Here is a 26,028-nt window from a genome sequence, read left to right as displayed (position 1 = left end):
CCTCCGGATGCGTCCTTGCTTCTGACCAAAGAAAAAGGGAGCGGCGTTTCCGCCGCTCCCTGATCTCGTCTCGACCGTGGTCGTCGGGCTCAGACGCCCAGCGAGGCCACGTCGATCTTGAAGCCGGGGCCCATCGTCGAGGACAGGCTGACCTTCTTCACGTAGGTGCCCTTGGCGCCCGACGGCTTGGCCTTGTTCAGCGCGTCGACCAGCGCCTTCACGTTGGCCTGCAGCTGCTCCTCGGTGAACGAGGCCTTGCCGATGCCGGCGTGGACGATGCCCGCCTTCTCGACGCGGAACTCGATCGAGCCGCCCTTGGCGTCCTTCACGGCCTGGCCGACGTTCGGCGTGACCGTGCCGACGCGCGGGTTCGGCATCAGGCCGCGCGGGCCCAGCACCTTACCCAGACGACCCACCAGGGCCATCATGTCGGGGGTCGCGATGACGCGGTCGAAGTCCATGAAGCCGCCTTGGATGCGCTCCACGAGGTCTTCCGCGCCGACGACTTCGGCGCCGGCCGCCTTGGCTTCCTCGGCCTTGGCGTCCTTGGCGATGACGGCCACGCGGACGTCACGGCCCGTGCCGGACGGCAGGGCGACCACGCCGCGGACCTGCTGGTCGGCGTGACGCGGGTCGACGCCCAGGTTCACGGCGATCTCGACGGTCTCGTCGAACTTGGCGTTGGCGTTGGCCTTCACCAGCTTCACGGCGTCTTCGAGGCCGTGCGTGGCGGCGATGTCGCCGGTCCACTTCTGCATGCGCTTCGGTTGCTTCGCCATGACTTAGGCCTCCACGATCTGCAGGCCCATCGAACGGGCGGAGCCCTCGATGATGCGGGCGGCGGCCTCGACGTCGTTCGCGTTGAGGTCCTTCATCTTCTTCTCGGCGATCTCGCGCAGCTGGCTGCGGGTGATCTTGCCGGCGCTGTCGCGGCCGGGCTTCTGCGAGCCCGACTTCAGGCCCAGGGCTTCCTTGATGTAGAAGGTCGCCGGCGGAGTCTTCGTGACGAAGGTGAACGACTTGTCCTGGTAGACCGTGATGATGGTCGGAAGGGGCGTGCCCTTCGCTTCCTTCTCGGTCCGGGCGTTGAACTCCTTGCAGAAGCCCATGATGTTGACGCCGCGCTGACCCAGCGCCGGGCCGATCGGCGGCGACGGGGTGGCGGAGCCCGCGGGCACCTGCAGCTTGATGTAGCCCAGAATCTTCTTGGCCATCTTTGCCTCCAAAGGCCGGGAGATCCGGCCGGTTTGAGCCGTGGTGCGGGGTTACGTTGGCCGCCCCCTCCCACGGATTTGAAATCGCAGGCGAACCCGCGAAGCGCGCGCATGTAGCAGTCCGGCGGCCCTGAGACAATCACTGCCTCGAAAGCTGACCGCCAAGACGCCAAGGCCGCCAAGTCAGCCGAGCAGGCGGCGCACCCCGTCTTTCAAAAGGACGACGTTGAAATTGATGAGCAGTCCGAGCCTCAGGCCTGAGAGCTTCAGATATGTGATCAATTGCGCCTCATGGATGCGCGTAAGAGCTTCGACGGCCTTCACCTCCACGATGACCAGGTCCTCGACCACGAGGTCGAGCCGATATCCCGCATCAAGTTGAAGGCCCTCGTATTCGAGAGGCTGCGGAACCTGACAGCGGACGTTTAGGCCACGCAGCGCGAGCTCATGCCGCAGGCAGGCCTCATAGACGGACTCAAGAAGGCCCGGCCCCAGCGCCTTGTGAACCTTGAGACTTGCATCGACCACCTGTCGCGCCGCCGCGTCCGCGGCGGCCGAAGGCTCTTGGCGTTCTTGGCGTCTTGGCGGTCCTCCTTCAGACGACTCCGCCAAGCCGACCTCTTACGCGATCTTTTCGACCTGGCCGTATTCCAGCTCGACCGGCGTGGCGCGGCCGAAGATCGAGACGGTGACCCGCAGGCGGGCGCGTTCCTCGTCGACCTGTTCCACCGAGCCGTTGAAGCTCGCGAACGGCCCGTCGGTGACCCGCACCTGCTCGCCGATCTCGAAGGTGATGGTCGGCTTCGGCCGCTCCACGCCCTCTTCGATGGCGCCGACGATGCGCTCGACTTCCTTTTCCGAGACCGGGATCGGTTTCGAGCCCGAGCCCAGGAAGCCCGTCACCTTCGGGGTGTTCTTGATGAGGTGGTAGGCCTCGTCGGTGAGCTCCATCTTCACCAGCACGTAGCCGGGGAAGAACTTGCGCTCCGAGTTGACCTTACGGCCGCGACGGATCTCGACCACGTCCTCGGTGGGCACCAGGATCTCGGAGAAGTTCTCGTCGAGCCCCTGCTGCTTGGCCTGCTCGCGGATGCTCTCGGCCACCTTCTTCTCGAAGTTCGAGTAGGCGTGGACGATGTACCACTTGTGGCGCGGGTTGCTCTTGGTGGCGGTGGTTTCTGCGGCTTCGGACATCTTCAAATCACCCGGCGTTCGCCAGCTTGAGGATCTCGTTGACGCCGATGCGCAGGACGAAATCGACGATCCAGAAGAACGCCGCCGCCAACAGGACCATGATCGCCACCATGACCGAGGTGATCCAGGTCTCCTTGCGGCTCGTCCAGGTGATCTTGCGCACCTCGGCGCGGACCTCGCGGGCGAACTGCGCCGGGCTCACCTTCTTCTTCGGAGCCTGGGCGACCGCAGCCGGCGAGGCCATGGCCGCGGCCGTCTTGGCGGCGCGGTTCCTCATCGCTTGCGGGTTCGATCCCGGTTTCCTGGCCATGCGGCGTCTTCAAACTCGTTCTTGGAGCGACGACCGCCGCCGCCCCGGTTCAGTACATATAGGTGGGTGGCAGGAGTGGAGGGACTCGAACCCCCGGCCCTCGGTTTTGGAGACCGATGCTCTACCAGCTGAGCTACACTCCTAAAGCGCGAAGCTTCGAGAGCCCACCTTCCGGACAATGAACAGCGCGCCGGAAGCCGGCTTGGGCCTTCGGCGCGCGCGGCTCATCGCCGGAGCCGGGTGATCTAGCAGCGAGCGCCTCCCCCCGCAAGGGAGCGATGGGGTGCGGCGGCTCGGATCGAATGCCGCGCCGGGCCGTTTCCAGGGCATGCCGCATCCGCACGATCCCTCGTACAACCGCGACGACGAGCAGAAGCCCGGCCGGCCGCAGCGCACGGCCTACGAGCCGAAGGGCTCGGAAGGCGAGGCCAGGACGTCCAAAACCTTGACCGATCCGGCGTCGGGCGAGAGCCAGGGCGACTCGCACGCGCCGAACCAGGCCGAGGCGGACCAGACCGACGGCGTGCGCCGCCGCGGTCCGCCTTCGACGCAGGGCGACGGCGGCTAGGGTCCGCCGACCACCACCTTGCCGGCGCCCGAAACCGACTTGCGCACCGGCCCCTTGACCTCGTCGACCCGGATCGAGCCCAGGCCCGAGATCGAGGCCTCCAGGCTGTCGGCGACGCCGTCGAAATCCACGCCCCCGATGCCCGAGACGGAAGCCCGCAGCGTCGTCGCGCGGCCGCCGGCCACCTGGATGCGGCCCACGCCCGAGACGTCGGCCTGCACCGGCCCGGTCAGTTCGTCGACATTCACCCCGCCCGCGCCGGAAAGACCCGCCTGCATGCCCCGGCGGATGCGGGTGGCGTGCACGTTGCCGGCGCCCGAGATCCGCACGTCGAGCCGGTCGGCCGCGCCCATCATCACCGAGCCTGCGCCCGACGCCCGCACCTTGGCGGCGCCCGCCGTGTCGGCGACGGTCCAGCCGCTGCAGCCCGAGGTCTGCAGCTCGAAGCTGCCCGAGCGGCCGATCGAGCCGAACACCGCGCCGTCTGCCTCGATGCGCACGTCGCGCGGGACGCGGATCACCACCTGCGGCATCTCGCGCCAGTCGACCGAGCCCAGGCCGCGGATGCGCACCTTGCGGGTCTCGCCCTTGCCGTTGCAGTCGCGCAGGCGCGAGCCGAGGTCGCCCGAGATGACCGTGCGGTCGCCCGAGGTCGTCACGCGCAGCGGCAGCTCGGCGTTCGGCTTGAGGATTTCCACGCGCACGTCCGCGCGGGCCTCCGGGATGACGGTCACGCGGGCGACCGCGTCATCGAACTGGACGGTCGCGGCCTGAGCGGCGCCGGCGGTCAGCGCGGCGGCTGCGGCGAGAAGCGCGATCCTGAGGCCCATGGCCCTCTCCTTCTGAACAACCCGAGGAGAAGGCTAGGAGCGCATCAGGCCGAAAGCACTTTAATTCCAAGTCATTACACAGAAGTCATGCAGCCAAGAGAAAAGGCCGCCGGGTTTTCCCGACGGCCTTTCGTGGTCTCTACGCTGTGAGCGCGTGGCTTACTTGATGATCTTGGCCACGACGCCGGCGCCGACGGTCCGGCCGCCTTCGCGGATGGCGAAGCGCAGGCCCTGGTCCATGGCGATCGGCGTGATCAGCTCGACGTTCAGCTCGGCGTTGTCGCCGGGCATGATCATCTCCACGCCTTCCTTCAGCTTGATGATCCCCGTCACGTCCGTCGTGCGGAAGTAGAACTGCGGACGGTAGTTCGTGAAGAACGGGGTGTGACGGCCGCCTTCTTCCTTCGTCAGGATGTAGGCCTCGGCCACGAACTCGGTGTGCGGCGTGATCGAGCCCGGCTTGCACAGCACCTGGCCGCGCTCGACGTCCTCACGCTTGGTGCCGCGCAGCAGCACGCCCACGTTGTCGCCCGCCTGACCTTGGTCCAGCAGCTTGCGGAACATCTCGACGCCCGTGCAGGTCGTCTTCTGCACGTCGCGGATGCCGACGATCTCGACTTCGTCGCCGACCTTCACGATGCCCTTCTCGATCCGGCCCGTCACCACCGTGCCGCGGCCCGAGATCGAGAACACGTCTTCCACCGGCATCAGGAACGGCTGGTCGATCGGACGCTCCGGCTGCGGGATGTAGGCGTCGACCGCCGCCATCAGCTCCAGGATCGCATTCTCGCCGATCTCCGGATCACGGCCTTCCACCGCCGCCAGGGCCGAGCCCTTCACCACCGGGATGTCGTCGCCCGGGAACTGGTACGAGCTCAGCAGCTCGCGCACTTCCATCTCGACCAGGTCCAGCAGCTCGGCGTCGTCGACCATGTCGACCTTGTTCATGAACACCACCAGCGCCGGCACGCCCACCTGACGGGCCAGCAGGATGTGCTCGCGCGTCTGCGGCATCGGGCCGTCGGCAGCGCTCACCACCAGGATCGCGCCGTCCATCTGCGCCGCGCCCGTGATCATGTTCTTCACGTAGTCGGCGTGGCCGGGGCAGTCGACGTGGGCGTAGTGACGGTTGCTCGTCTCATACTCCACGTGCGCCGTGTTGATCGTGATCCCGCGCGCCTTCTCTTCCGGCGCCGCGTCGATGTCGGCGTAGTTCTTCGCCGTCGCACCACCCGACTTCGCCAGCGTGATCGTGATCGCCGCCGTCAGCGTCGTCTTGCCGTGGTCGACGTGACCAATCGTGCCGATGTTGCAGTGCGGCTTGTTACGTTCGAACTTCTCTTTGGCCATCGGATCCTGCCGGCTTTTAAATCTAGGGTTCCAAAGGAGCTGGAGCGGGTAGCGGGAATCGAACCCGCATCCTCAGCTTGGAAGGCTGCTGCACTACCATTGTGCTATACCCGCCAAAACCGGTGCGGGGCCGCCGCAACTCCTCACGCTTCTATTCACTCCGGCGCGTGGTGGGGGAAGTAGGACTCGAACCTACGAAGGCTGACGCCAGGGGATTTACAGTCCCCCCCCTTTGCCACTCGGGACATTCCCCCAGCGCGCTTGGAGCCTCATCGGAGACCCTCGGAAATAAGGCTTCCGCTTCGGGACGCGAGGGGCCTAAGAGCCCGGCAACACAGTCCTGAAAAGCGGCGTCCCATCCGGGGGCCCCAATTTGGAGCGCGTCTTATAGTGGCCTCGCATCCCGAACGCAACGACGCCCGGAAGGGGAAAAAATTCCGTCCGCAAACGGGCTTCCGCAAGCCTCGCGAAGCCCCCTCCGACGAGTGGATCTGGGGCTGGCACGCCGTCGAGGCGGCGCTGGCCAACGACCGCCGCGGCGCCCCGTTGCGACTGCTCGCCACCCCTGAGCGCGCCCGGCAGCTCGAGGCGAGATTCGGCCGCCGCACGCCCATCGAGCCGACCGACAACCAGGCCATCGGCCATGTCCTGCCCCAGGGCGCCGTGCACCAGGGCGTGGCCCTGAAACCCGGCGCCCTGCCCGACGTCGACCTCGCCGATTTCGCGCCCAGGCCCGGCGCCGTGATCCTCATGCTGGACCAAGTGACCGACCCACAGAACGTCGGGGCGATTCTCCGATCGGCGGCGGCGTTCGGCGCGGCCGGCCTCGTGCTGCAGGACCGCCACGCGCCCAAGCTGACCGGTGCGCTCGCCAAGGCCGCGGCCGGGGCGGTGGAGCGGACGCCGGTGGCGCGGGTGGTCAACCTCTCCCGCGCGCTTGACGAGCTGACCGACGCCGGCTGGCGGGCGGTGGGGCTCGCGGGCGACGCCGACCGCACCCTTGCGGAAGCCCTCGACGGCGCCCCGACCGTGCTGGTCATGGGGTCCGAGGGCGAGGGCCTGCGCCGCCTGGTCGCCGAGCATTGCGACGAACTGGCCAAGATCCCCATGCCCGGCGGCTTCGAAAGCCTCAACGTCTCCAACGCCGCGGCCATCGCGCTCTACGAAGCCAGCCGGTCGCGTGGCTGAGCTATTGCAGCCTGCCGTCCCCTGACGCATTGAGGCGGCATGTTCGAAGAGCTGTTCAGCCCCGGCGGCCTTTCCGCCCTCCTCCAGGTCCTGATGATCGACCTGGTGCTCGCCGGCGACAATGCGGTCGCCGTGGGCCTCGCCGCCGGGGGCCTCCCGCCGGAACAGCGCCGCAAGGCGATCTTCTGGGGCCTGGCCGCGGCCGTCGTCACACGGATCGGCTTCGCGCTGGTCACCACCCAGCTCCTCGGGATCGTCGGCCTGCTCTTCGCCGGGGGTCTGCTGCTGCTCTGGGTGTGCTGGAAGATGTGGCGCGAGCTGCGCAACCAGGCGATCCAGGAAGAAGAGGCCGCCCAGGCCGCGATGGATTCCGATCCCGCGACCGAGCCGCGCGTTAAGCCCAAGAGCTTCAAGGACGCGCTGATCCAGATCCTCGTGGCCGACGTCTCGATGTCGCTGGACAACGTCCTGGCGGTCGCCGGCGCCGCGCGCGAGCACCCGACCATCCTCGTCTTCGGCCTGCTGCTCTCCATCGCGCTGATGGGCGTCGCCGCCCACGCCATCGCCAGGCTGCTGCACAAGTACCGTTGGATCGGCTATGTCGGCCTGCTCATCGTGCTCTACGTCGCCCTGCACATGATGTGGGAGGGCGGGCACGACGTGATCCTGCGCACGGGCAATGCGGAGGCGTTCAACGCCGCCGTGCCCACCTTCATGGAAGCCCACCCCAAGGCGCCGGCTCCGGCGCACTAGACCTCAGTTCGAGGCCGGGGCCGTTCCCGGCCTTACGCGGGCTGATCCGTCTCCGCCCCGCCGAAGCGCTCGGTCCACTCCGCCACCTGCGCGTCCTCGACCTTGGCGAACAGCACCGGCGGCGCGGCGATCTTCGCGCCCGCACCCAGCCGCGACAGCTCCGCCTTCCCGTCGGCCGACGGCCAGTCGCGCGGCGCGCCCTCGAAGGCCGCCAGGATCTTCTCGGCCGCGAAGGGAATGAAGGGCTGCGAGATGCGCCCGAACAGCGCCGCCAGGTTCAGGCCCGTGCGCACCACCACCGCCGCGCGTTCAGGATCGGTCTTGATCGCCGTCCACGGCGCGGCCTCGGTCAGATAGGCGTTCCCCGTCACCCACAGCTCGCGCACGTCCTGCGCCGCCCGCCGGATCGAGATCGCGTCCAGCGACGCCGTCAGCGAAGCCAGGCCCGCGCCGATGTCGGCGTAGAGCTTCTCCTCCAGCGGCCCGGGCGTCCCGCCGGCCGGAACGACGCCCTCGAACCGGCTTTCAGCGAACTTGCAGATCCGGTTGACGAAGTTGCCCAGCACATTGGCCAGGTCGCTGTTCACGGTGTTCTGGAAGTGCTCCCAGGTGAACGGGCTGTCCGCGCTCTCCGGGGCGTTGGCCGTCAGGTACCAGCGCCAGTAGTCGGCCGGCAGCAGCTCCAGCGCCGCGTCCATGAACACGCCGCGCTTCTGGCTGGTGGAGAACTTGCCCCCGTACCAGTTCAGCCAGTTCAGGCTCTTCAGCAGGTCGACCGACTTCCACGGCTCTTCCGAGCCCAGCAGCGTCGCCGGGAAGCTCACCGTGTGGAAGGCGACGTTGTCCTTGCCCATGAACTGGACGTAGCGGACGTCGTCGGCGCCCTTGTCGGTGCGCCACCAGCGCTCCCAATCGGCCCCGGTCGCCTCGGCCCACTCCACGGTAGCGCCGATGTACTCGATGGGCGCGTCGAACCAGACGTAGAAGACCTTGTCCTCGAAACCCGGTCGCGGGAAGCCGCCCTTGGTCACCGGGATGCCCCAGGCGAGGTCGCGGGTGATGCCGCGGTCGATCAGCCCCTCGTCCAGGTGCTTGTAGGCGATCGAGCGGGTGAGCTGCGGGAACTCGGTCTTCGAATCCACCCAGGCGCGGATCTTCCCCTCGAGCTTCGACTGCAGGAGGTAGAGGTGACGCGTCTCGCGCACCTCCAGGTTCCGCGACCCCGACACCGCCGAATACGGGTCCTTCAGGTCCAGCGGGTCCAGCAGCCGCCCGCAGTTGTCGCACTGGTCGCCGCGGGCCTTCGGATAGGCGCAGTGCGGGCAGGTCCCCTCGACGTAGCGGTCCGGCAGGAAGCGCCGGTCCTCGAGCGAATAGATCATCCGATCCGTCCGCTCCTCGATCAGGCCCTTCTCCTCCAGCGCCTCGCAGAAGTGCTGGGTCAGGCGGTGGTTGGGCGGATTGGAGGACCGTCCGAACCAGTCCCACGACAGGCCGAACTCGGCGCCGATGCGCTTCTGGATCTCGTGCTGCTCGTCGCAGTAGGTGCGCACGTCCTGCCCGGCCGCCGCGGCGGCCAGTTCGGCGGGCGTCCCGTGCTCGTCGGTGGCGCAGACGTACAGCACCTCGTCGCCCTGCCCGCGCTTGAAACGCGCATAGACGTCCGCCGGCAGCATCGAGCCCGCCAGGTTCCCCAGGTGCTTGATGCCGTTGATGTAGGGCAGCGCCGAGGTGATCAGGATGCGGGACATGGAGCTCCGGGACGTCGGGTATGGCTAGGGACCGCGGCTTATAGGCCGCCTCAGGTGGTTCGCCAAAGAGGCCGGCGCAAGAAACGCTCGCCAAACGCCGGTATCGGCGCAAACTCCGCCTCAGGGCGAGGCGGCGACCCCGAGTCGGATGTCCGGGTCGAGAACAACAAGACGCCGCCGACATCGGAGGAAACGCGAACCATGCGCAGGTTCATTCTCGTGGCGGGCGCGCTGGCCTGCCTGTCTCTCACCGCGTGCGAAGGCCAGGTCAGCCAGGCCGAGGCGACCCCGGCGCCGCCGCCCAAGAAGTCCCTGGCCCGCCCGGCCCCCATGTACGCCGGCCAGGAACAGGTGCTGTCGGTCCAGTCGGGTGCGGTCGAGGTCGGCCACTCGGGCGGTCTCAACCTCAGCGCCAAGGCCACCGCGTCCAGCGCCGGCTGGACGGCGCCGGCCTTCCTGCCGCGCATCTACGCGGCCCAGCCGCCGGACGGCATCTATGAGGTCGACGTCATCGCGACCGCTCCGAGCGCGTCCGGCGCCCAGGGGGGCCAGGGGGCCGCCACGCCCATCGACGTCAGCGGCCACTGGAACCGCTACACCGACGGCAGGGTGAAGGGCATCAGGTTCCTGTCCAAGACCAACGAGGTCACGGTGATGGTCCCGCCAGCGGGCTAAAGCGGCCCCTTGAAGACGAAGAAGGCGCCGGCGGCGATCAGCACGAAGCCGATGGCGTGGTTCACGGTGAGTTTCTCGCCCAGGTAGGTCACCGAGAAGATCGCGAACACCACCAGGGTGATCACCTCCTGCATGGCCTTCAATTCGGCCGGCTCGTACGCGAGCCGGCCGATACGGTTCGCCGGCACCGCCAGCCAGTACTCGAAGAAGGCGATGCCCCAGCTCACCAGCACGATGATCCACAGCGGCCGGTGCTCGACCTTCAGATGGCCGTACCAGGCGAAGGTCATGAAGACGTTCGAGCCGATCAGCAGCAGGACGGGCGCGGCGAAGGTCCAGATCGAAGGCATGCCGCCGCTGTAGCGCCGCAGTCGCCCGGGCGACAGATAGTTTTTGACTTTCTGCGCGACCTATGTTCTCCTTTTGTTCATGATCAGCGACGCCGACATGCTTGAGGAGATCGACGCCCGCCTCGCGGCCGTGGCCGACGTCCAGTTCGCGCTGATCCAGAAGATCCAGGGCCGCGTCGAGGCTTCGGACGATGCCGCCGAGCTCCAGGCTCTGGCCGAGCCGCTCGACCGCTGCGCCCGTTCCATCCGCCTGACCTATGCGCTGCGCGTGAAGCTGCGGAAGGACATCCGCAGCCTCGACCGTGAGGAGACCCGCCGCGCCGAGGCCGCCCACAGGGAGCGCAGCCAGGACCGCTGGGACGCGGTCCGCCACCGTGTCGAGACCCTCACCTGGCGCGAGGCGGACTGGGAGGACGAGGGCCTTCTCGCCGAGTACGACCGCGTCCTCGACTTCGAAAGCCTCGACGAACGCTTCCTCGACCTCACCGTCGAACAGCAGGCCGACCGCCTGATCGCAAAGCTCGACCTCAGGGCCGAGCCGCCGCCCTCATATCCCGAGGCGGAAGCGGCCGAGGCCCGCGAGGGCTTCCAGAACTCCGCCTGATCCCGGCGCCGCAGGATCGACCACGAACAAGCACGAACCAACACGAACAGCGCGGTTGGTCGTCGTCCCTCAGAGCTTCAGCCCTGTCGCGCGCCTCCGGCGCGCCTCATCCCGCAAGCCCCTGCGCTTCCGGGCTCGCACCGCATGCGCCGTCCCGTTCGTGTGGGTTCGTGTTCGTTCGTGGTTCTAAAAAAGCCGGCGCCGGCGCGCGCCCGCGCACCTGAACGGCCGGGAAAAGTCCGCCCATGACGGCTCAGTGGTTCGCAGCGCCCCCTTCCTGTTCGTTCGCGTCGTTCGTGGCCGATCCACGCCGACCGCCCCTTGCACTCGCGCGGCCGAGCGGGCTTCTTCCCTCTGGGCGAAGCGGGGGATGGGCATGAGGGATATCGGCAAGGTTCTGGCGCTGGGTCTGGCCCTGCTGCTCGCCGCGTGCGGCAAGCCAGCCGAAGAGCTGCGCATCTACAACTGGTCGGACTACATCGACCCAGCCCTCCTCGAGCAGTTCACCAAGGAGACAGGGATCAAGGTCACCTACGACACCTTCGATTCCAACGAGGTGCTGGAGACCAAGGTCCTGCAGGGCGGCACAGGCTACGACCTCGTCGTCCCCTCCAACCACAACCTGCCCCGCTACATCGCCGCCGGCGCGATCCAGCCGCTGGACAAGGCGAAGCTGCCGGGCCTGTCGAACCTGTCGCCCGAGCTGATGGCGAAGCTCGCCGCCTTCGATCCCGGAGGCGGCTACGCCGTCCCCTACATGCAGGGCACGATCGGCATCGGCTACAACACCGCCGAGGTGGCCAAGCGCCTGCCGGGCGTGGCGATCGACAGCTGGGCCGTCGTGTTCGATCCGAAGAACCTCGCCAGGCTGCAGGACTGCGGCGTCTATTTCCTCGACGCCTCCGAAGACATGTACGCCGTCGCCCTGAACTACCTGGGCAAGGACCCCAATTCGAAGGTCCCGGCCGACTACGCCCAGGCCACGGACCTGATGCTCAAGGCCCGCCCCTACGTCCGCAAGTTCCACTCCTCGGAATACATCGAGGCCCTGGCCAACGGCGACGCCTGCGTGGCGGTCGGCTATTCGGGCGACGTGCTGCAGGCCAAGGCCCGCGCCGAAGAGGCGAAGAACGGCGTGAAGCTCGCCTACGCCGTCCCAAAGGAAGGCAGCCAGATCTGGTTCGACGTCTTCACCATCCCGAAGGACGCGCCCAATCCCGGGGCGGCCCACCGGTTCCTGGCCTTCATGCTGAGGCCGGAGGTGATCGCCAAGGCCTCCGACTACACACGGTACGCCAACGCCAACGCCGCGGCGACGCCGCTCGTCGACGCGGAAGTTCGCAACGATCCGAACGTCTATCCGACGCCCGAGCTCGCCAAGCGCCTGTTCGTCACCACCACCAAGGACCAGGCCCTGCTGCGCGACGTGAACCGCCAGTGGACAAGGGTGCTGACCGGCCGATGAGCGAAGACAGGGCGATCGTCCGCTTCGAAGGCGTGACGAAGCGGTTCGGCGACCACGCGGCTGTCGACGGCGTGGACCTCGCCGTTGGGGAGGGCGAGTTCTTCGCCCTGCTGGGCCCGTCCGGCTGCGGCAAGACCACGCTGATGCGTCTGCTCGCCGGCTTCGAGGCGCCGGACGCCGGACGCATCCTGCTCGACGGACAGGACATCGCCGCCCTGCCCCCGCACCGGCGGCCGGTGACCATGATGTTCCAGAGCTATGCGCTCTTCCCGCACCTGAGCGTTGCGAAGAACGTCGCCTACGGTTTGCGCGGCCTTCCGAAGCCGGAGGCCGACTCCCGCGTCGCGGAGATGCTGGCCCTCGTGAAGCTGGACGGCCTCGGCGGCCGCAAGCCGCACCAGCTTTCCGGCGGCCAGCAGCAGCGGGTCGCCCTGGCTCGCGCGCTCGCGCCGCGCCCCCGCATCCTGCTGCTGGACGAGCCGCTGGCCGCCCTCGACCGCAAGCTGCGCGAGGAGACGCAAGCCGAGCTCGTCGCTCTCCAGCGCCGGCTTGGGCTCACCTTCCTGGTCGTGACCCACGACCAGGACGAGGCGCTCGCCATGGCCGACCGCCTGGCGGTCATGCAGGCGGGCCGGATCGCCCAGGTGGGCGCGCCCCGCGAGGTCTATGAGCGCCCCGCCACCCGCGCCGTCGCGGAGTTCCTCGGCGAAGTGAACGTGCTGCCCGACGGCGCCGGCTGGGTCGCCGTCCGGCCCGAAACCGTCGTGCTCGGCGACACCGGGATCGAGGGCCGCGTGGTCGAGACCGCCTACTTCGGCGACCGCACCCGCTACGTCATCGAGACCGCCCAGGGCCGCCTGCGCGCCAGCCGCGCCAACCTCGCCGGCGAGCCCCCGCTGTCGGTCGGATCGACCGTCCACGTCAGCTGGCCGGCGGACGCCGCGGCGAGGCTTGCGGAATGAGGCGCGACCGCTCCCGCCTCGCGGCGATCCTGCCCGCCGTCTGGCTGGCGGCGTTCTTCGCCTTCCCGTTCCTGCTGGTGCTGAAGCTGTCGCTGTCCGACACCGCGCTCGCGATCCCGCCCTACGCGCCCCGGTTCGCCTGGGACCGTCTGGACGCCTTCGTCGCCGGGCTCGACTTCGAGACCTACGCCCGCCTCGCCGCCGACCGCCTGTACCTCGACGCCTATGTCTCGAGCCTCCGGATCGCCGGGACGGCCACCCTGCTCCTGCTGCTGGTCGGCTACCCCATGGCCTACGGTATCGCCCGCTGCCCGCCGCGGGCACGACAGGCGCTGGTCATGGCGGTGATCCTGCCGTTCTGGACCAGCTTCCTGATCCGCATCTACGCCTGGATCGCCATCCTCAAGCCGGCCGGCCTGCTGAACGCGGGCCTGGGAGCGCTCGGCCTTCCGGCGGTGAACCTGCTCAATACCGAGGCCGCCGTGATCCTGGGCCTCGTCTATGCGTACCTGCCCTTCATGGTGCTGCCGCTCTACGCCGTCCTGGAGCGGCGAGACACGCGCCTCGTCGAGGCCGCGCGCGATCTGGGCGCCTCGCCCGTGCGCGCCTTCTGGAGCGTGACCTTCCCCTTATCGCTGCCGGGCGTGGCGGCCGGCGCCCTCCTCTGCTTCATCCCGATGGCGGGCGAGTTCGTCGTGCCCGACCTGCTGGGCGGCTCCGAGACGCTGATGCTGGGCCGGGTGATCTGGACCGAGTTCTTCGCAAACCGCGACTGGCCGGCCGCCTCCGCCGTCGCCGTCGCCCTGCTCGCCACTCTGCTCGTCCCGATCCTGCTCTTCGAGCGTCAGCCCGCGAAGGTGCTGCGGTGAGGCCGTCCGCGTTCAACCTTGCGGCCGTCGGCCTGGGCCTCGCCTTCCTCTACGCCCCGATCGCCATCCTCATCCTCTACTCCTTCAACGACGGACGGCTGGTGACGGTCTGGTCCGGCTTCTCACTGCGCTGGTATCGGGCGCTCCTGCACGACCGGCAGATGCTCGAGGCGGTCTGGACGACGCTGCGCGTTGGCGTGCTCTCGGCGAGCTTCGCCACGCTCCTCGGAACCTTCGCCGCGGTGGCGCTCGTCCGCGCCGGGCGCTTCCGCGGCCGAACGGGCCTGGCCGGCATGGTGTACGCCACCCTCGTCATGCCCGAGGTGATCCTGGGCTTGTCGCTGCTCTTGCTGTTCGTCGCCGTGGGCGTGGCGCGCGGCTTCTGGACCGTAGCCCTCGCGCACACGACCCTGACGCTCGCCTACGCCACCGTGGTCGTGCAGGCCCGCCTGTCCAGCTTCGACCGCAGCCTTGAGGAGGCCGCCCAGGACCTGGGCGCCCCGCCCTGGCGGGCGTTCCTGACCGTCACCCTGCCCAACATCGCACCCGCCGTCGCCGCGGCCTGGATGCTGGCCTTCACCCTCTCGCTCGACGACTTGGTGATCGCCAGCTTCACCTCAGGCCCGGGCGCGACCACCCTGCCCATGCGGCTCTACAGCCAGGTGCGCCTGGGCGTGAACCCCGAGATCAACGCCATTTCCACCCTGCTGATCGGGCTCGTCGCCACGGCGGTGATCGGCGCCTACGTCGTCCAGCAGCGCAGGCGCGCCTAGAGTTGCGGCACGCGGCCGAACCAGGGCCTCGCCCGCTCGAGCTGGCCCGCCAGCCGGAACAGGCCGGCTTCGTCGCCCATCCGGCCGACGAACTGGATGCCGATGGGCAGGCCCGACGCGCTCCAGGCCAGCGGCACGGTCATGGCCGGCTGGCCGGTGTTGTTGAACGGCTGGGTGTTGGGCATGAAGCTGAACAGCCGCTCCGTGATCTCGCCGGTCTCCTCGAAGATCCAGCCGATCGGGATCGGCGGACGCCCCAGCGTCGAGAGCAGCAGCACGTCGTAGGTCTGGAACAGCGCGGCCATGTCGCGCCCGAAGGCGTGCAGCGTCGCCAGCGCCCGCACATAATCGGCCCCGCCCACCCCCTTGCCGCGCCGGTAGGTGGCCATGGTCAGGCCCTCCACCTCGCCAGCCTCGACCGCTCGGCCGCGCCGCTCAGCCTCGGCGTCGAGGGTGGCCGCGACGCTCGCCGCGATGACCAGGCCCGCGGCGGCCTGCATGCCCGCCAGGTCGCCCGGAACCGTCACCTCTTCGACCTCATGGCCGAGCTCGGCGCACAGGCGGGCGGCGTCCACGACCGCGGCGGCGCACTCCGGGTCCAGGGCTGTCGACTGCAGCGCCGCCTTGGTGAAGCCGATCCGCAGCCGGCCGGGGTCTCGCCGCACCTCCTCCAGGAACCGCCGCTCGGGCGCCGGCAGGAAGTAGGGATCGCCCGGTTGCGGCTCGCAGACCGCGTCCAGCAACGCGGCGCTGTCCCGCACCGAACGGGTCACGGCGTGCTGGATCGAAGCGCCGGCCCAGCCTTCGCCGGCGGGCGCGAAGCTGACCCGTCCGCGCGAGGGCTTCATCCCGAACAGGCCGCAGCAGCTTGCGGGCGTCCGGATCGAGCCGCCGCCGTCGCTCGCGTGCGCGGCCGGGACGATCCCCGCGGCGACCGCCGCCGCAGCTCCGCCCGACGACCCGCCCGGCGTGCGGCCGAGGTCCCAGGGATTGCAGCAGACGCCGAGGTGCTCGGATTCGGTCACCGGCCAAAGGCCGAACTCCGGCGTGTTGGTCTTGCCGAAGATGTTGAGGCCTGCCGCTTTGTAGAGCTGCACGATGGCGCTGTCGGCGGGCGCGACTGCGTCGGCGAACAGCTTCGAGCCGCCCGAGGTGACGGTCCCCTCGAGCTGGGCGCCGAGGTCCTTCAGCAGGAACGGGACCCCGGCGAGCGGCCCCTCGGCCGGAGCTGCGCCTGCTGCGCGCTGCGAGAGGTCGCTCGTGACGGCGTTGATCTGCGGGTCGACCTCAGCCTTGCGGGCGAGCGCCGTCTCCAGCAGCTCGTCGGCCGAAACCTCGCCGCGGCGAACCAGATCGGCCAGGCCGAGGGCGTCGTGCTTCCGGTAGTCCTCGAACCGCATCGGCTCCTCCCCTGTCATTGGGAGCAGCGAAGCACATGGCGGCGGCGGGACCAAGGATGGTGCCGGATGCAGGGCTCGAACCCGCGACCTTCGGTTTACAAAACCGCTGCTCTACCAGCTGAGCTAATCCGGCCCTCTGCGGGCTGGCCGGTTATTGAGGGCATCGCGCGCCGGACGCAAGGCTCACATGGCGGCGATGAAGATCAGCAGCACCAGCAGCGGCCCGCCCAGCAGGATCGCGCCGACCTTGATGGCGAAGAGGCGCTCGGGGTTGGAGTCTGCCCAGATGCGATACTGCCGCAGCCACTCCTCACGCACCGCTCTCGGGTCCGTCTCGTCCACCGGCCCGAGCTCGCCGAATTCGGTCGGAACCTGGTCGAAGCGGACAGCCAGCGCATGAAGCTTCAGCACCATGGCGTCCAGGAACGAGGGCTTGGAAGGCGGCGCGGCGGCGCCGGCGACGACAGCTTTGCGGAACACGGGCGAACCCCTAGCGCAATGACCCGGAGGTCCAACGGTCTTTGCGGGCGGAGGTTCCGGCGCTACGCAGCCGACCATGCGCATCTTCATCGACGCCGACGCCTGTCCCGTGAAGGACGAGACCTACAAGGTCGCCGCCCGCTACGGACTGAAGACCTTCGTGGTGTCGAACAGCTGGATCCGTACGCCGCAGACGCCGGCCATCGAACAGGTGGTGGTGGACGCGGGACCGGACGTGGCGGACGACTGGATCGCCGAGCGGGCCGAGCCCGGCGACATCGTGGTGACCAACGACATCCCGCTCGCCGACCGGGTGCTGAAGGCGGGCGCCGCGGCCATCGCCCCGAATGGTCGGGCGTTCACGGTCGACAGCATCGGTCAGGCCTTGGCCCAGCGGTCGATCATGGAACACATCCGCTCGACCGGCGAGATCACCGGCGGGCCGAAAGCGTTCGCGGCGGCCGACCGGTCGCGCTTCCTGCAGGCGCTGGACGAGGCCGTGAACCGCGAGCGGCGCAAACGGCGCTGAGGCGGCTTGCTTAAGGCGACGGTCGCGCTAGCTTCCCGGCGCGATCCAAGGGAGTCGTTCATGCGCCGCATCGCCTTCACCGTCCTCCTCGCCTCCACCTTGGCCGCGTGCGGCCAGTCGCAGTCCGGCGGCGACACGAGCGGGACGACCACCGCCACGGCCGAGGCGCCGGCCGCGCCGGCCGCGCCGGAGATGGCCGACGCCGAGAAGCAGGCGCTGCTGGCCTCGTTCCCGGCGCCCTACAACACGGCCGACCTGGCGAACGGCGAAGCCAAGTTCGGGCTCTGCCGCTCGTGCCACACGATCACGCCCGGCGGCGCCAACATGACCGGGCCGAACCTGCACGGCGTGTTCGGCCGGAAGGCGGCCCAGGCCGAGGACTACAAGTACTCGGACGCGCTGAAGAGCTCGGATATCGTCTGGGACGCGAACCACCTGGACCAGTGGCTGGCCAAGCCGATGACCTACCTGCCCGGCACCAAGATGTCGTTCGCGGGGCTGAAGGACGCCAAGGACCGCACGGACCTCATCGCCTTCCTCATGGTCGAGACCGGCCACAAGCCGGAATAACTCACCCGACGCGCGCATAGACGCCCACAAGACAACCTTGACGGGCATCTTCGGCGGGCGCATGGTGGCGTTCGTCGATCCTGCATCTGTCGACGACACCCTTCAGCCGGCCCGAACAGGACGGCGCAGCCTCGACCGGCTTCCCCCCTTGCCGGCGAGGAAATCTTCTTCGGCCTCCCCACGCGGGAGGCCGCTTTGTTTCCGGCTACTCGGCCGCGTTGGCGACGCGGGCCTTCTCCGCCTCCTCGAAGGCCTCGATGCGGCGCGCCGTGGCCATGGGCGACTTCGTGTAGCGGGCGAGCATGTTGTAGAACACCGGAACGATGAACAGCGTGACCAGGGTGGCGAAGATCGCGCCGAAGAAGATGGTCACCCCGATGGTCTTCCGCGCCTCGCCCCCCATCCCGCCCCAGACGATCAGGGGAATGGCGCCGGCGGCCGCCGAGATGGAAGTCATGATGATGGGGCGCAGGCGCAGCGCGGCGCTCTCGATCACCGCCTCCCGCACCGAAAGCCCCTCGTCGCGGAGCTGGTTGGCGAACTCGACGATCAGGATGCCGTTCTTGGCGGCGATGCCGACCAGGATGATCAGGCCGATCTGGCTGTAGGTGTTGATGGAGCTGCCGGCCACGAGCAGGCCGAAGAGCCCGCCCAAGGTCGCGACCGGCACGGTCAGCATGATCACCGCCGGGTGGATCCAGCTTTCGAACTGCGCCGCGAGCACCAGGAACACCAGCAGCAGCGCCAGGCCGAAGGCGACGCCCACGGCGCTGGACGACTCCAGATAGTCGCGGGCCCCGCCGCCCCATTTGAGGCTGCTGGCCGCACCCTGCTTCGCCGCCTCTTCGCGCAGGAACTCGATCGCCTCGCCCATCGAGTAGCCGGGGTTGAGCTGGGCGTTCAGGCTGATCGACCGGAGTCGGTCGACCCGCGACCGGTCGGGCGTGTCGCCGCGCACGCGGGTGCTGACCAAAGCCGAGAGCGGAACCGTTTCGCCCGAGGCGGTGCGGACATACAGCTTGCCGAGGTCCTGTTCGGTCTGCCGGTTGGAGCGGTCGGTCTGAAGGAGGACGTCGTACTCCTGGCCGTTCTTGATGTAGGTCGTGACCCGCCGGTTGCCGAACATGGTCTCGAGCGCCCGGCCCACGGCCTGGGCCGACACCCCGAGGGTCGCGGCCTTGTCCCGGTCGATGTCGACGACCACGCGCGGGCTGGTCGGCTCGTAGTCGAGCCGTGGCCGCGCCAGGCCCGGATTCTGTTCCGCCGCCGCCAGGATCGGCTGCATGCGCCGCGCGATCTCGGGATAGTCGTTGCCGGTCATGATGAGCTGGAGGCTCGAGCCGCCCCCGCCACCCCCGCCGCCGGGTCCGCCGCGCTGCAGGCCGCCTTCGGGCGAGACGATGGCGCGCACCGACGTGATCGCGCTGAGCTGGCGGTTCAGCTGCGCCGCGAACTCCTGCGTGGTCATCGGGGCCTTTTCCGACAGCATCGTGTTGCCGCCGGCGCTGTTGTAGCTGCTGGCGCCGCCGAAGCGGGGCATGGACAGCACATAGCGATCGAGGGTGCCGTCCCTGACGTAGCCCATCAGGATCCGCTCGAGCTGGTCGGCGGCGGCCTTGGTGTAGTCGTAGCCCGCGCCCTCGGGGCCGGTGATCATCACCTGGGCGCGGCGACGGTCCTCTTCGGGCGTCAGCTCCTTGGGCAGGCTGGTGAACACCACCACCGCCAAGCCCGCCAGCAGCAGGACGAGGCCGCCGGCCGCGGCGCCGACCGACCGCCGTCCGAGCATGCTCTCAAGGGAGGCGTGATAGGAGTTCTTGAGCTTCTCCATCGCGCCGTCGATGTGGCGGGCGATGAAGCCCTCGCCCTTGGCCGGGCGCAGCAGCTTGGACGCCAGCATCGGCGACAGCGACAGCGCCATCAGCGCCGAGAAGGCGACGGCAGCCGCCACGGCCACGGCCAGTTCCACGAACAGGCGGCCGGTGAAGCCCGGCATGAACATCAGCGGCGCGAAGACCGAGATCAGCACGATGGTGGTGGCGACGACGGCGAAGAAGACCTGACGGGCGCCGCGCTCGGCGGCGACGATCGGCGGCTCGCCCTCGTCGATGCGCCGCTGGATGTTCTCGACCACCACGATGGCGTCGTCGACCACGAGGCCGATGGCGAGCACGAGCGCCAGCAGCGTCAGCAGGTTGATCGAGAAGCCGAGCGGGGCCAGCACGATGAAGGTGGAGAGGATGCAGATCGGCGCGACGACCGAGGGGATCAGCGCCGCTCGCCAGGTGCCCAGGAAGATGAAGTTGACCAGGGCCACGCATCCGAGCGCGATGCCCATGGTGATCCACACCTCCTCGATCGCGTGGCGCGTGAACTCGGTGTAGTCGACGGCCACCTGAATGTCGGTGCCCTTGGGCAGGCCCGACTTCATCTCCCGGATCGCTTCCCGCACGCCGTCCGAGATCTCGAGGTCGTTCGCCAGGCTCTGGCGGAAGATGGCGATGCCGACCTGATCCTGGCCGTTGGAGCGGAAGCTGCGACGATGTTCGTCGGCGGCTTCTTCCACCCGGGCGATATCGCCCAGGCGCGTGACGTAGGCCTGACCCTGGGTCGCGGCGGTGATGTCGCGGGTGGCGCCCTGGGCCGCGCCGGCGCCCGCCGCGGTCCCGCCGAGCGCCGCCGAACTCTGGGTGGCGGCCGCAGTCCGCGACGGCACGACGGGCAGGCGCGCGAACTGCTCGGGCGTGGCGTAGCCGCGGGCGACGCGGATGGTGAAGTCCTTGGCGGGCGCTTCGAGGGCGCCAGCCGGCAGCTCCAGGTTCTGGGTGTTCAGCGCGGTTTCGACGTCCTCAACCGTCACGCCGCGGGCGGCCATGGCGTCCGGATCGAGCCAGACCCGCATGGAGTAGTTCTGGGCGCCGCCGACGCCCACGTTGGCGACCCCCGGCACGGTGGAGAAGCGCTCCACGAGGTAGCGTTGCGCGTAGTCGGTGAGCTGCAGGCGGTTGAGCGTCGTCGACGTGAAGCTCAGGAACATGATCGGCGAGGCGTCGGCGTTCGCCTTCTGGATCGTCGGCGGGTCCGCCTGCTCGGGCAGCTGGGCCAGGGTGCGGCTGACGGCGTCGCGCACATCGTTGGCCGCATCGTCCAGGTCGCGGTCCAGCGTGAAGGAGATGTTGATCCGCGAGGAGCCGTCGCGGGAGGCCGAGTTGATCCGGTCGATGCCCTCGATGCCGGCGATCTGCCGCTCGATGACCTCGGTGATCCGCTCCTCGATGACTTCGGCCGAGGCGCCGCGGTAGGTGGTGCCCACCGAGACGACCGGCGGGTCGACGCTGGGCAGCTCGCGGACCGTGAGCGACTGGAAGGCTGCGAAGCCGACCACGCAGAGAATGATCGCGGCCACCGCCGCGAAGACGGGCCGCCGGACGGAGATGTCCGAGAGCATCATGCCGGCGTCCTCGCCGGCCTCTGGGCGCCCGCGCCCTGAGCCGGACGCTGGCCGCCGCCGGGGCGCTGGCCGCCCACCCGGATGGGCTGGCCCGGCTGGATCTTGTTGAGGCCGTCGGCGACGATCTTCTCGCCCGCCTGCACGCCGTCCCGGATCTCGACCAGCCCCTGCTGGCGCAGGCCGGTGAGGATCGGCCGCTGCTCGGCCACCGTACGCTCGCCGGCCTGGCGGATGACGTAGACGAAGGCGTTGTCGCCCTGCACGGAGACCGCCGACTCCGGCGCGCTCAGGCTCTGGCGCTCGCCGCGCGAAACCCCGACCCGGACCAGCATGCCGGGCTTCAGGCGGCCGCCTGGGTTCGGGAACTCGGCGCGGGCGGTGATGGCGCGGGTCCGCTCGTCGATGCGGGTGTCGAGCTGGGCGATGCGGCCGGTGATCGTCTCGCCCGGATAGGCGTCGACGCTCGCGAGGATGGTCTGCCCCTGGCGAAGCTGGGCCAGGTAGCGCTCGGGCACCTGGAAGTCGACGCGGATGGCGGAGATGTCGTCCAGGGTGACGATCGGGGCCCCCGGGTTCACGAGCGCGCCGGGCGCCACGTCCGAGAGGCCCACGACTCCGGCGAAGGGCGCACGGATCACCCGGTCGGACTCGCGAGCCCGGGCGGCGGCCACGTCGGCCTGGGCGGACCGGTACGCGGCCTCGATCTCGTCGACCTGCGCCTTGGAGGCCCAGCCCTGCTGGCCAAGCGTGCGGTAGCGCTCGTAGCTGCGCTGGGCCTGGACGAGCCGGGCCTGGGCCTGGGCGACGCCAGCGTCCTGTTCAGTGGCGCGCAGCTCGACGAGGACGGCGCCGCGGGCGACCTGCTGGCCGTCGCGGAAGCGCACCCGGTCCACGAGCTGGGTGGCGGCGGCGGTAAGCGTCACCGACTGACGCCCCTTGGCCACGCCGAGCACCTCGATGGTGTCGGCGAAACTGCGCGGCTGGACCACCGCGACGGAAACCTGGGTGGGACCGAACCCGCCGCGCCCGCCGCGAGCGCCGCCCGAGCCCCCGCCCGGGCCGCCGGGCCCCTTCGCCGCCGCCGCCGCTCCGGGCGGGCCGCCAGCGTTGCCGCCGCCGGCTTTCAGCGCGATCACCTTCATGCCGCCCACGACGACCATGACCGCCAGCACCACGATGGCTGCAGCGAGGAAGAAGTGGCGTCGAATCAAGGCGTAGGTACTCCGGCGCCCGGCGGACGGGCTGACATACTGGGAGGAAGCGCTCTTACGGCGCCTCTCTGACGCGATCCAGTGACAGCAGGATGGCTTGACGTTTCGTGCCTGAAACTTACGCGATTAATTCGCCGTCATGTTCGCGCGGAGCTTGAGGCGTCGGCAGGTTTGTCCACGAACCACACGAAGATCACGGGTGGGGCGCCGCGCTGCTCTTTTAGAACCACGAACGAACACGAACCCACACGAACGCGACGGCGCATGCGGCGCGAGCCCGGAAGCGCATGCGCTTCGGGAGGAAGGCGCGCCGGAGGCGCGCGGTCTCGTCTGAGGCTGTGAGGGACGACGACCAACCGCGCTGTTCGTGTTGGTTCGTGTTGGTTCGTGGTCGATCGTGCGGCGGCGGGATCAGGCGGAGCTCTGGAAGCCCTCGCGAGCCTCGGCCGCTTCCGCCTCGGGATAGGACGGTGGCGGCTCGGCCCTGAGGTCGAGCTTTGCGATGAGGCGGTCGGCCTGTTGTTCGACGGTGAGGTCGAGGAAGCGTTCGTCGAGGCTTTCGAAGTCGAGGACGCGGTCGTACTCGGCCAGCAGGCCCTCGTCCTCCCAGTCGGCTTCTCGCCAGGTGAGGGTCTCGACACGGTGGCGGACCGCATCCCAGCGGTCCTGGCTGCGCTCCCTGTGGGCGGCCTCGGCGAGGCGGGTCTCTTCGCGGTCGAGGGCGCGGACGTCCTTCCGGAGCTTCACGCGCAGCGCATAGGTCAGGCGGATGGACCGGGCGCAGCGGTCGAGGGGCTCGGCCAGAGCCTGAAGCTCGGCGGCGTCCTCCGCGGCCTCAATGCGGCTCTGGATCTTCTGGATCAGCGCGAACTGGACGTCGGCCACCGCCGCGAGGCGGGCGTCGATCTCCTCCAGCATGTCGGCGTCGCTGATCACGAACAAAAAGAGAACATAAGTCGCGCGGAAAGTCAAAAACTTTCGTCATCCCCGCGGAGGACCGGGACTCAGGCGGTTCTGCAGTGCGGCGGCCCTGGGTCCCGGATCGGCCTGCGGCCGTCCGGGATGAGGGCGGAGGGAGACTAGGCGTCGTAGCCGGGGAGATGGCGGTCCAGGCGGCGGAGGCAGCCGGGCCAGGCGAGACCGCCGCCCATGCCGCGCGAGGTCTGCATCTTCACCTCCGCGACCGACGCTTCGGGCGCGAAGAGCACGTTCTCGCGGCCGCCGGAGAGCGCCATGATCTGCTGCTTGCAAGCCCGCTCCAGGAAGAACATCCCGACCCAGCAGTCGCCCGCGGTGGCGCCCACCGACAGGGTGCCGTGATTGCGCAGCAGCATCAGGTGCTTGTCGCCGATGTCGGCGACGAGACGTTCACGCTCGTCCAGGTTCAGGGCGATGCCTTCGTAGTCGTGGTAGGCGAGCCTGGGCAGCACGATCAGCGCGTGCTGGGTGAGCGGCAGGAGGCCTTCCCTCTGGGCCGAGACCGCCACGCCCTGGTCGGTGTGCAGGTGCATCACGAACTTGGCGTCTTCGCGCGCCTCGTGGACCGCCGAGTGGATCGTGAAGCCCGCCGGATTGATGAAGTACGGCGTCTCCTGAAGGATGTTGCCGTTCAGGTCGATCTTCACCAGCGACGAGGCGGTGATCTCGTCGAACAGCATGCCGTAGGGATTGATCAGGAAGTGATGCTCGGGCCCCGGAATGCGGGCCGAGATGTGGGTGTAGATCAGGTCGTCCCACCCGTGCAGCGCCACCAGCCGGTAGAGCGCCGCGAGTTCGACGCGGGCCTGCCACTCCTCGGCGCTGACCTTGCCCTTCAGCGAGACCACGCCTGCCGCCGATCCGTCCGCCATGGCCTTCTCCCTTTGGTCCGTCTGGTTATCACCGATCAGAGTCGCGCCGCCGGGCCGGACCGTCAAGCGGTGCGCACGCGGGCGACCGCGTCGAGCCAGCGGGCGTAGGCGCTCTCGCGCACCGCGCCGTGCGGCGTCGGGCGGTAGCCTTCCGTCGGCGGACGCGATCCCGCCGCCTCGGCGACGTCGCGGTAGAGCCCGGCGCCGAGCCCCGCGAACAGGGCCGCGCCAAGCGCCGTCGTCTCCCGATAGGTGGCGCGGCAGACCTGGATGCCGGTGAGATCGGCGAGACGCTGGCTGAACCAGGCGCTCTTGGACATGCCGCCGTCGATGCGCAGCTCCACCGGGCCCGCGAAGGCGTCAGGGGCGTCGGCGCGCATGGCCTCGACGAGATCGCGCGTCTGGAGCGCGCAGGCATCGAAGGCGGCCTGGGCGATTTCGGCGCGGCCGGCGTCGCGGGTCAGGCCGAACAGGGCGCCGCGGGCGTTGGCGTCCCACCAGGGGGCGCCGAGGCCGGTGAAGGCGGGCACCAGGGTGACGCCGTGATCGGGCCGCGCGCTGGCCGCCAGCGCCTCGACCGCCTGCGGCCCGCCCTCGACGCCCAGCCCCTCCTCGATCCACTGAATGGCCGCGCCCGCGATGAAGATCGCCCCTTCCAGGGCGTAGGTGGTGCGACCGTCGAGCCGGGCTGCGACGGTGGTGAGCAGCCGCGAGCGCGACGGGGCGCGCGTCTCGCCCGTGTTGATCAGCATGAAGCAGCCGGTGCCGTAGGTGGCCTTCATCTCTCCCGGCCGGATGCAGCCCTGCCCCATCAGGGCCGACTGCTGGTCGCCGGCGACGCCGCGGATCGGGATGGCGCGGCCGAGCAGCGCGGGCTCGGTCTCACCGTAGTCGCCGGCGCAGTCGCGGACCTCGGGCAGCAGCGATAGCGGCACGTCCAGCAGTTCGGACAGCTCCGGCGACCATGCGCCGCGGCCGATGTCGAACAGCAGGGTGCGGGAGGCGTTGGTGGCGTCGGTGGCGTGGACCCTGCCCCCGGTCAGCCGCCAGATCACCCAGGAATCGATGGTGCCGGCCAACAGCTCGCCGCGGCCGGCCGCCTCTCGGGCGCCCGACACGTGGTCGAGCAGCCAGGCGAACTTCGTGCCCGAGAAGTAGGGGTCGAGCAGCAGGCCGGTGAGCTCGGCGACCTTGGGCTCGCAGCCCCTGTCGCGCAGGCGCAGGCAGGCGGGCTCGGTGCGGCGATCCTGCCAGACGATGGCGTTGTGGATCGGCTTGCCCGTGCGCCGATCCCAGATCACCGCCGTCTCGCGCTGGTTGGTGATGCCGATGGCGGCGATGGCCGCGGGGTCGGCGCCGGCCTGCTCGACCGCCTCGCGGAGGACCGCGACCGAAGCCTGGAAGATCTCCTCGGCGTCGTGCTCCACCCAACCGTCGCGGGGGTAGTGCTGCTTCAGCGGTCGCCCGGCCTCGGCGAGCGCGCGGCCGTCCGGCGTGAACAGTATGGCGCGGGTGCTCGTCGTGCCCTGGTCCAGGGCCAGGATCAGCGGGTCGGCCATGTGTCGCGTGTTCCCTCACTCAACCGGCGTTTGCGGGCTACGCTCCGGTCTTAAGCATGTCTTCATCCGCGCCCGACAGGATCGCTTACAGCCGCATTCTGTTTGGGCAATGGGGGATTGAG

General features: G+C 69.4%; 27 protein-coding genes and 4 tRNA genes. 11 read left to right on the top strand and 20 right to left on the bottom strand.

What is annotated here, in order from left to right:
* Window positions 1–89 precede the first annotated feature (89 nt).
* From rplA to ACO2Q0_RS12445, 6 genes are all read right to left on the bottom strand, one after another.
* The gene (gene rplA, locus ACO2Q0_RS12470; protein ID WP_423351841.1) at window positions 90–779 is read right to left on the bottom strand and encodes a 50S ribosomal protein L1; all 690 of its coding nucleotides are present in this window, start codon (window positions 777–779) and stop codon (window positions 90–92) included.
* A 3-nt stretch (window positions 780–782) separates the two neighbouring features.
* Window positions 783–1,214 (bottom strand): 50S ribosomal protein L11, encoded by a 432-nt coding sequence (rplK, locus tag ACO2Q0_RS12465; protein WP_423351840.1) that lies wholly within the window; start codon window positions 1,212–1,214, stop codon window positions 783–785.
* A 183-nt stretch (window positions 1,215–1,397) separates the two neighbouring features.
* The gene (locus ACO2Q0_RS12460; RefSeq protein WP_423351839.1) at window positions 1,398–1,826 is read right to left on the bottom strand and encodes a GxxExxY protein; all 429 of its coding nucleotides are present in this window, start codon (window positions 1,824–1,826) and stop codon (window positions 1,398–1,400) included.
* Window positions 1,827–1,835: 9 nt separating this feature from the next.
* Window positions 1,836–2,408, bottom strand: a complete 573-nt coding sequence (gene nusG, locus ACO2Q0_RS12455) for a transcription termination/antitermination protein NusG (RefSeq protein ID WP_423351838.1) — start codon at window positions 2,406–2,408, stop codon at window positions 1,836–1,838.
* A gap of 7 nt (window positions 2,409–2,415) precedes the next feature.
* Window positions 2,416–2,718 carry a preprotein translocase subunit SecE gene (gene secE, locus ACO2Q0_RS12450; protein WP_423351837.1) on the bottom strand — a complete coding sequence of 101 codons (303 nt, stop codon included), beginning with the start codon at window positions 2,716–2,718 and terminating at the stop codon, window positions 2,416–2,418.
* 67 nt (window positions 2,719–2,785) lie between these two features.
* A tRNA-Trp gene (locus ACO2Q0_RS12445) sits at window positions 2,786–2,861 on the bottom strand.
* 140 nt (window positions 2,862–3,001) lie between these two features.
* Here ACO2Q0_RS12445 and ACO2Q0_RS12440 point away from each other — a divergent pair.
* Window positions 3,002–3,286 carry a hypothetical protein gene (locus ACO2Q0_RS12440; RefSeq protein WP_423351836.1) on the top strand — a complete coding sequence of 95 codons (285 nt, stop codon included), beginning with the start codon at window positions 3,002–3,004 and terminating at the stop codon, window positions 3,284–3,286.
* On the opposite strand, the gene ACO2Q0_RS12435 is transcribed toward ACO2Q0_RS12440, so the two are convergent.
* The 4 genes from ACO2Q0_RS12435 to ACO2Q0_RS12420 form a co-directional block, all read right to left on the bottom strand.
* Window positions 3,283–4,116: a hypothetical protein gene (locus ACO2Q0_RS12435; protein WP_423351835.1), complete on the bottom strand. Its 834-nt coding sequence runs from the start codon at window positions 4,114–4,116 to the stop codon at window positions 3,283–3,285. The genes ACO2Q0_RS12440 and ACO2Q0_RS12435 overlap by 4 nt on opposite strands.
* A gap of 159 nt (window positions 4,117–4,275) precedes the next feature.
* Window positions 4,276–5,466 (bottom strand): elongation factor Tu, encoded by a 1,191-nt coding sequence (gene tuf / locus ACO2Q0_RS12430; RefSeq protein ID WP_423351834.1) that lies wholly within the window; start codon window positions 5,464–5,466, stop codon window positions 4,276–4,278.
* A 40-nt stretch (window positions 5,467–5,506) separates the two neighbouring features.
* Window positions 5,507–5,580: transfer RNA gene (locus ACO2Q0_RS12425), tRNA-Gly, on the bottom strand.
* A 54-nt stretch (window positions 5,581–5,634) separates the two neighbouring features.
* Window positions 5,635–5,720: transfer RNA gene (locus ACO2Q0_RS12420), tRNA-Tyr, on the bottom strand.
* Window positions 5,721–5,856: 136 nt separating this feature from the next.
* Between ACO2Q0_RS12420 and rlmB the strand changes: the two genes are divergently transcribed.
* Together rlmB and ACO2Q0_RS12410 are read left to right on the top strand one after the other, a co-directional pair.
* Complete coding sequence (gene rlmB, locus ACO2Q0_RS12415; RefSeq protein WP_423351833.1) at window positions 5,857–6,654, top strand: 23S rRNA (guanosine(2251)-2'-O)-methyltransferase RlmB; 798 nt, start codon at window positions 5,857–5,859, stop codon at window positions 6,652–6,654.
* A 39-nt stretch (window positions 6,655–6,693) separates the two neighbouring features.
* Window positions 6,694–7,407 (top strand): TerC family protein, encoded by a 714-nt coding sequence (locus ACO2Q0_RS12410; RefSeq protein WP_423351832.1) that lies wholly within the window; start codon window positions 6,694–6,696, stop codon window positions 7,405–7,407.
* Between the two features lie 32 nt (window positions 7,408–7,439).
* Here the strand turns inward: ACO2Q0_RS12410 and metG are convergent, their stop codons facing one another.
* Complete coding sequence (metG, locus tag ACO2Q0_RS12405) at window positions 7,440–9,158, bottom strand: methionine--tRNA ligase (RefSeq protein ID WP_423351831.1); 1,719 nt, start codon at window positions 9,156–9,158, stop codon at window positions 7,440–7,442.
* A gap of 201 nt (window positions 9,159–9,359) precedes the next feature.
* Between metG and ACO2Q0_RS12400 the strand changes: the two genes are divergently transcribed.
* Window positions 9,360–9,833, top strand: a complete 474-nt coding sequence (locus ACO2Q0_RS12400; RefSeq protein ID WP_423351830.1) for a hypothetical protein — start codon at window positions 9,360–9,362, stop codon at window positions 9,831–9,833.
* On the opposite strand, the gene ACO2Q0_RS12395 is transcribed toward ACO2Q0_RS12400, so the two are convergent.
* Window positions 9,830–10,183: a DMT family protein gene (locus ACO2Q0_RS12395; RefSeq protein WP_423351829.1), complete on the bottom strand. Its 354-nt coding sequence runs from the start codon at window positions 10,181–10,183 to the stop codon at window positions 9,830–9,832. The genes ACO2Q0_RS12400 and ACO2Q0_RS12395 overlap by 4 nt on opposite strands.
* Before the next feature lie 79 nt (window positions 10,184–10,262).
* Here ACO2Q0_RS12395 and ACO2Q0_RS12390 point away from each other — a divergent pair, with 79 nt between their 5' ends.
* The 5 genes from ACO2Q0_RS12390 to ACO2Q0_RS12370 all read left to right on the top strand — a co-directional run bounded on the left by ACO2Q0_RS12390 (window position 10,263) and on the right by ACO2Q0_RS12370 (window position 14,856).
* Window positions 10,263–10,787 (top strand): hypothetical protein, encoded by a 525-nt coding sequence (locus ACO2Q0_RS12390; protein ID WP_423351828.1) that lies wholly within the window; start codon window positions 10,263–10,265, stop codon window positions 10,785–10,787.
* Between the two features lie 376 nt (window positions 10,788–11,163).
* On the top strand, window positions 11,164–12,252 hold the full coding sequence (locus ACO2Q0_RS12385) for a polyamine ABC transporter substrate-binding protein (RefSeq protein ID WP_423351827.1): 1,089 nt from the start codon (window positions 11,164–11,166) through the stop codon (window positions 12,250–12,252).
* A complete protein-coding gene (locus ACO2Q0_RS12380; RefSeq protein WP_423351826.1) occupies window positions 12,249–13,214 on the top strand; it encodes an ABC transporter ATP-binding protein in 966 nt (321 codons plus the stop codon). The genes ACO2Q0_RS12385 and ACO2Q0_RS12380 overlap by 4 nt, the downstream gene beginning before the upstream one ends.
* Window positions 13,211–14,083, top strand: coding sequence for an ABC transporter permease (locus ACO2Q0_RS12375; RefSeq protein ID WP_423351825.1), 873 nt, complete (start codon window positions 13,211–13,213; stop codon window positions 14,081–14,083). Before ACO2Q0_RS12380 ends, ACO2Q0_RS12375 begins: the two co-directional genes overlap by 4 nt.
* Window positions 14,080–14,856: an ABC transporter permease gene (locus ACO2Q0_RS12370; RefSeq protein WP_423351824.1), complete on the top strand. Its 777-nt coding sequence runs from the start codon at window positions 14,080–14,082 to the stop codon at window positions 14,854–14,856. The genes ACO2Q0_RS12375 and ACO2Q0_RS12370 overlap by 4 nt, the downstream gene beginning before the upstream one ends.
* Here the strand turns inward: ACO2Q0_RS12370 and ACO2Q0_RS12365 are convergent.
* The 3 genes from ACO2Q0_RS12365 to ACO2Q0_RS12355 form a co-directional block, all read right to left on the bottom strand.
* On the bottom strand, window positions 14,853–16,256 hold the full coding sequence (locus ACO2Q0_RS12365) for an amidase (protein WP_423351823.1): 1,404 nt from the start codon (window positions 16,254–16,256) through the stop codon (window positions 14,853–14,855). The genes ACO2Q0_RS12370 and ACO2Q0_RS12365 overlap by 4 nt on opposite strands.
* A gap of 57 nt (window positions 16,257–16,313) precedes the next feature.
* Window positions 16,314–16,389, bottom strand: a tRNA-Thr gene (locus ACO2Q0_RS12360).
* Between the two features lie 50 nt (window positions 16,390–16,439).
* Window positions 16,440–16,736, bottom strand: coding sequence for a hypothetical protein (locus ACO2Q0_RS12355; protein ID WP_423351822.1), 297 nt, complete (start codon window positions 16,734–16,736; stop codon window positions 16,440–16,442).
* A gap of 76 nt (window positions 16,737–16,812) precedes the next feature.
* Here ACO2Q0_RS12355 and ACO2Q0_RS12350 point away from each other — a divergent pair, with 76 nt between their 5' ends.
* A complete protein-coding gene (locus ACO2Q0_RS12350) occupies window positions 16,813–17,265 on the top strand; it encodes a YaiI/YqxD family protein (RefSeq protein WP_423351821.1) in 453 nt (150 codons plus the stop codon).
* A 60-nt stretch (window positions 17,266–17,325) separates the two neighbouring features.
* Entirely contained in the window at window positions 17,326–17,835 is a 510-nt protein-coding gene (locus tag ACO2Q0_RS12345) for a c-type cytochrome (protein WP_423351820.1), read from the top strand.
* 205 nt (window positions 17,836–18,040) lie between these two features.
* Here ACO2Q0_RS12345 and ACO2Q0_RS12340 read toward each other — a convergent pair whose 3' ends face one another.
* The 5 genes from ACO2Q0_RS12340 to glpK form a co-directional block, all read right to left on the bottom strand.
* A complete protein-coding gene (locus ACO2Q0_RS12340) occupies window positions 18,041–21,283 on the bottom strand; it encodes an efflux RND transporter permease subunit (protein ID WP_423352267.1) in 3,243 nt (1,080 codons plus the stop codon).
* Entirely contained in the window at window positions 21,283–22,497 is a 1,215-nt protein-coding gene (locus tag ACO2Q0_RS12335; RefSeq protein ID WP_423351819.1) for an efflux RND transporter periplasmic adaptor subunit, read from the bottom strand. Before ACO2Q0_RS12335 ends, ACO2Q0_RS12340 begins: the two co-directional genes overlap by 1 nt.
* 411 nt (window positions 22,498–22,908) lie before the next feature.
* On the bottom strand, window positions 22,909–23,433 hold the full coding sequence (locus ACO2Q0_RS12330) for a hypothetical protein (protein WP_423351818.1): 525 nt from the start codon (window positions 23,431–23,433) through the stop codon (window positions 22,909–22,911).
* Between the two features lie 143 nt (window positions 23,434–23,576).
* On the bottom strand, window positions 23,577–24,347 hold the full coding sequence (locus tag ACO2Q0_RS12325) for a class II aldolase/adducin family protein (RefSeq protein ID WP_423351817.1): 771 nt from the start codon (window positions 24,345–24,347) through the stop codon (window positions 23,577–23,579).
* Window positions 24,348–24,409: 62 nt separating this feature from the next.
* A complete protein-coding gene (glpK, locus tag ACO2Q0_RS12320) occupies window positions 24,410–25,906 on the bottom strand; it encodes a glycerol kinase GlpK (RefSeq protein ID WP_423351816.1) in 1,497 nt (498 codons plus the stop codon).
* Window positions 25,907–26,028: the final 122 nt, after the last annotated feature.

The organism is Phenylobacterium sp. VNQ135 (genome assembly GCF_049445735.1).
In the GTDB taxonomy this organism is placed as follows: domain Bacteria; phylum Pseudomonadota; class Alphaproteobacteria; order Caulobacterales; family Caulobacteraceae; genus Phenylobacterium.
This window is presented reverse-complemented; position numbering and strand designations above follow the sequence as displayed.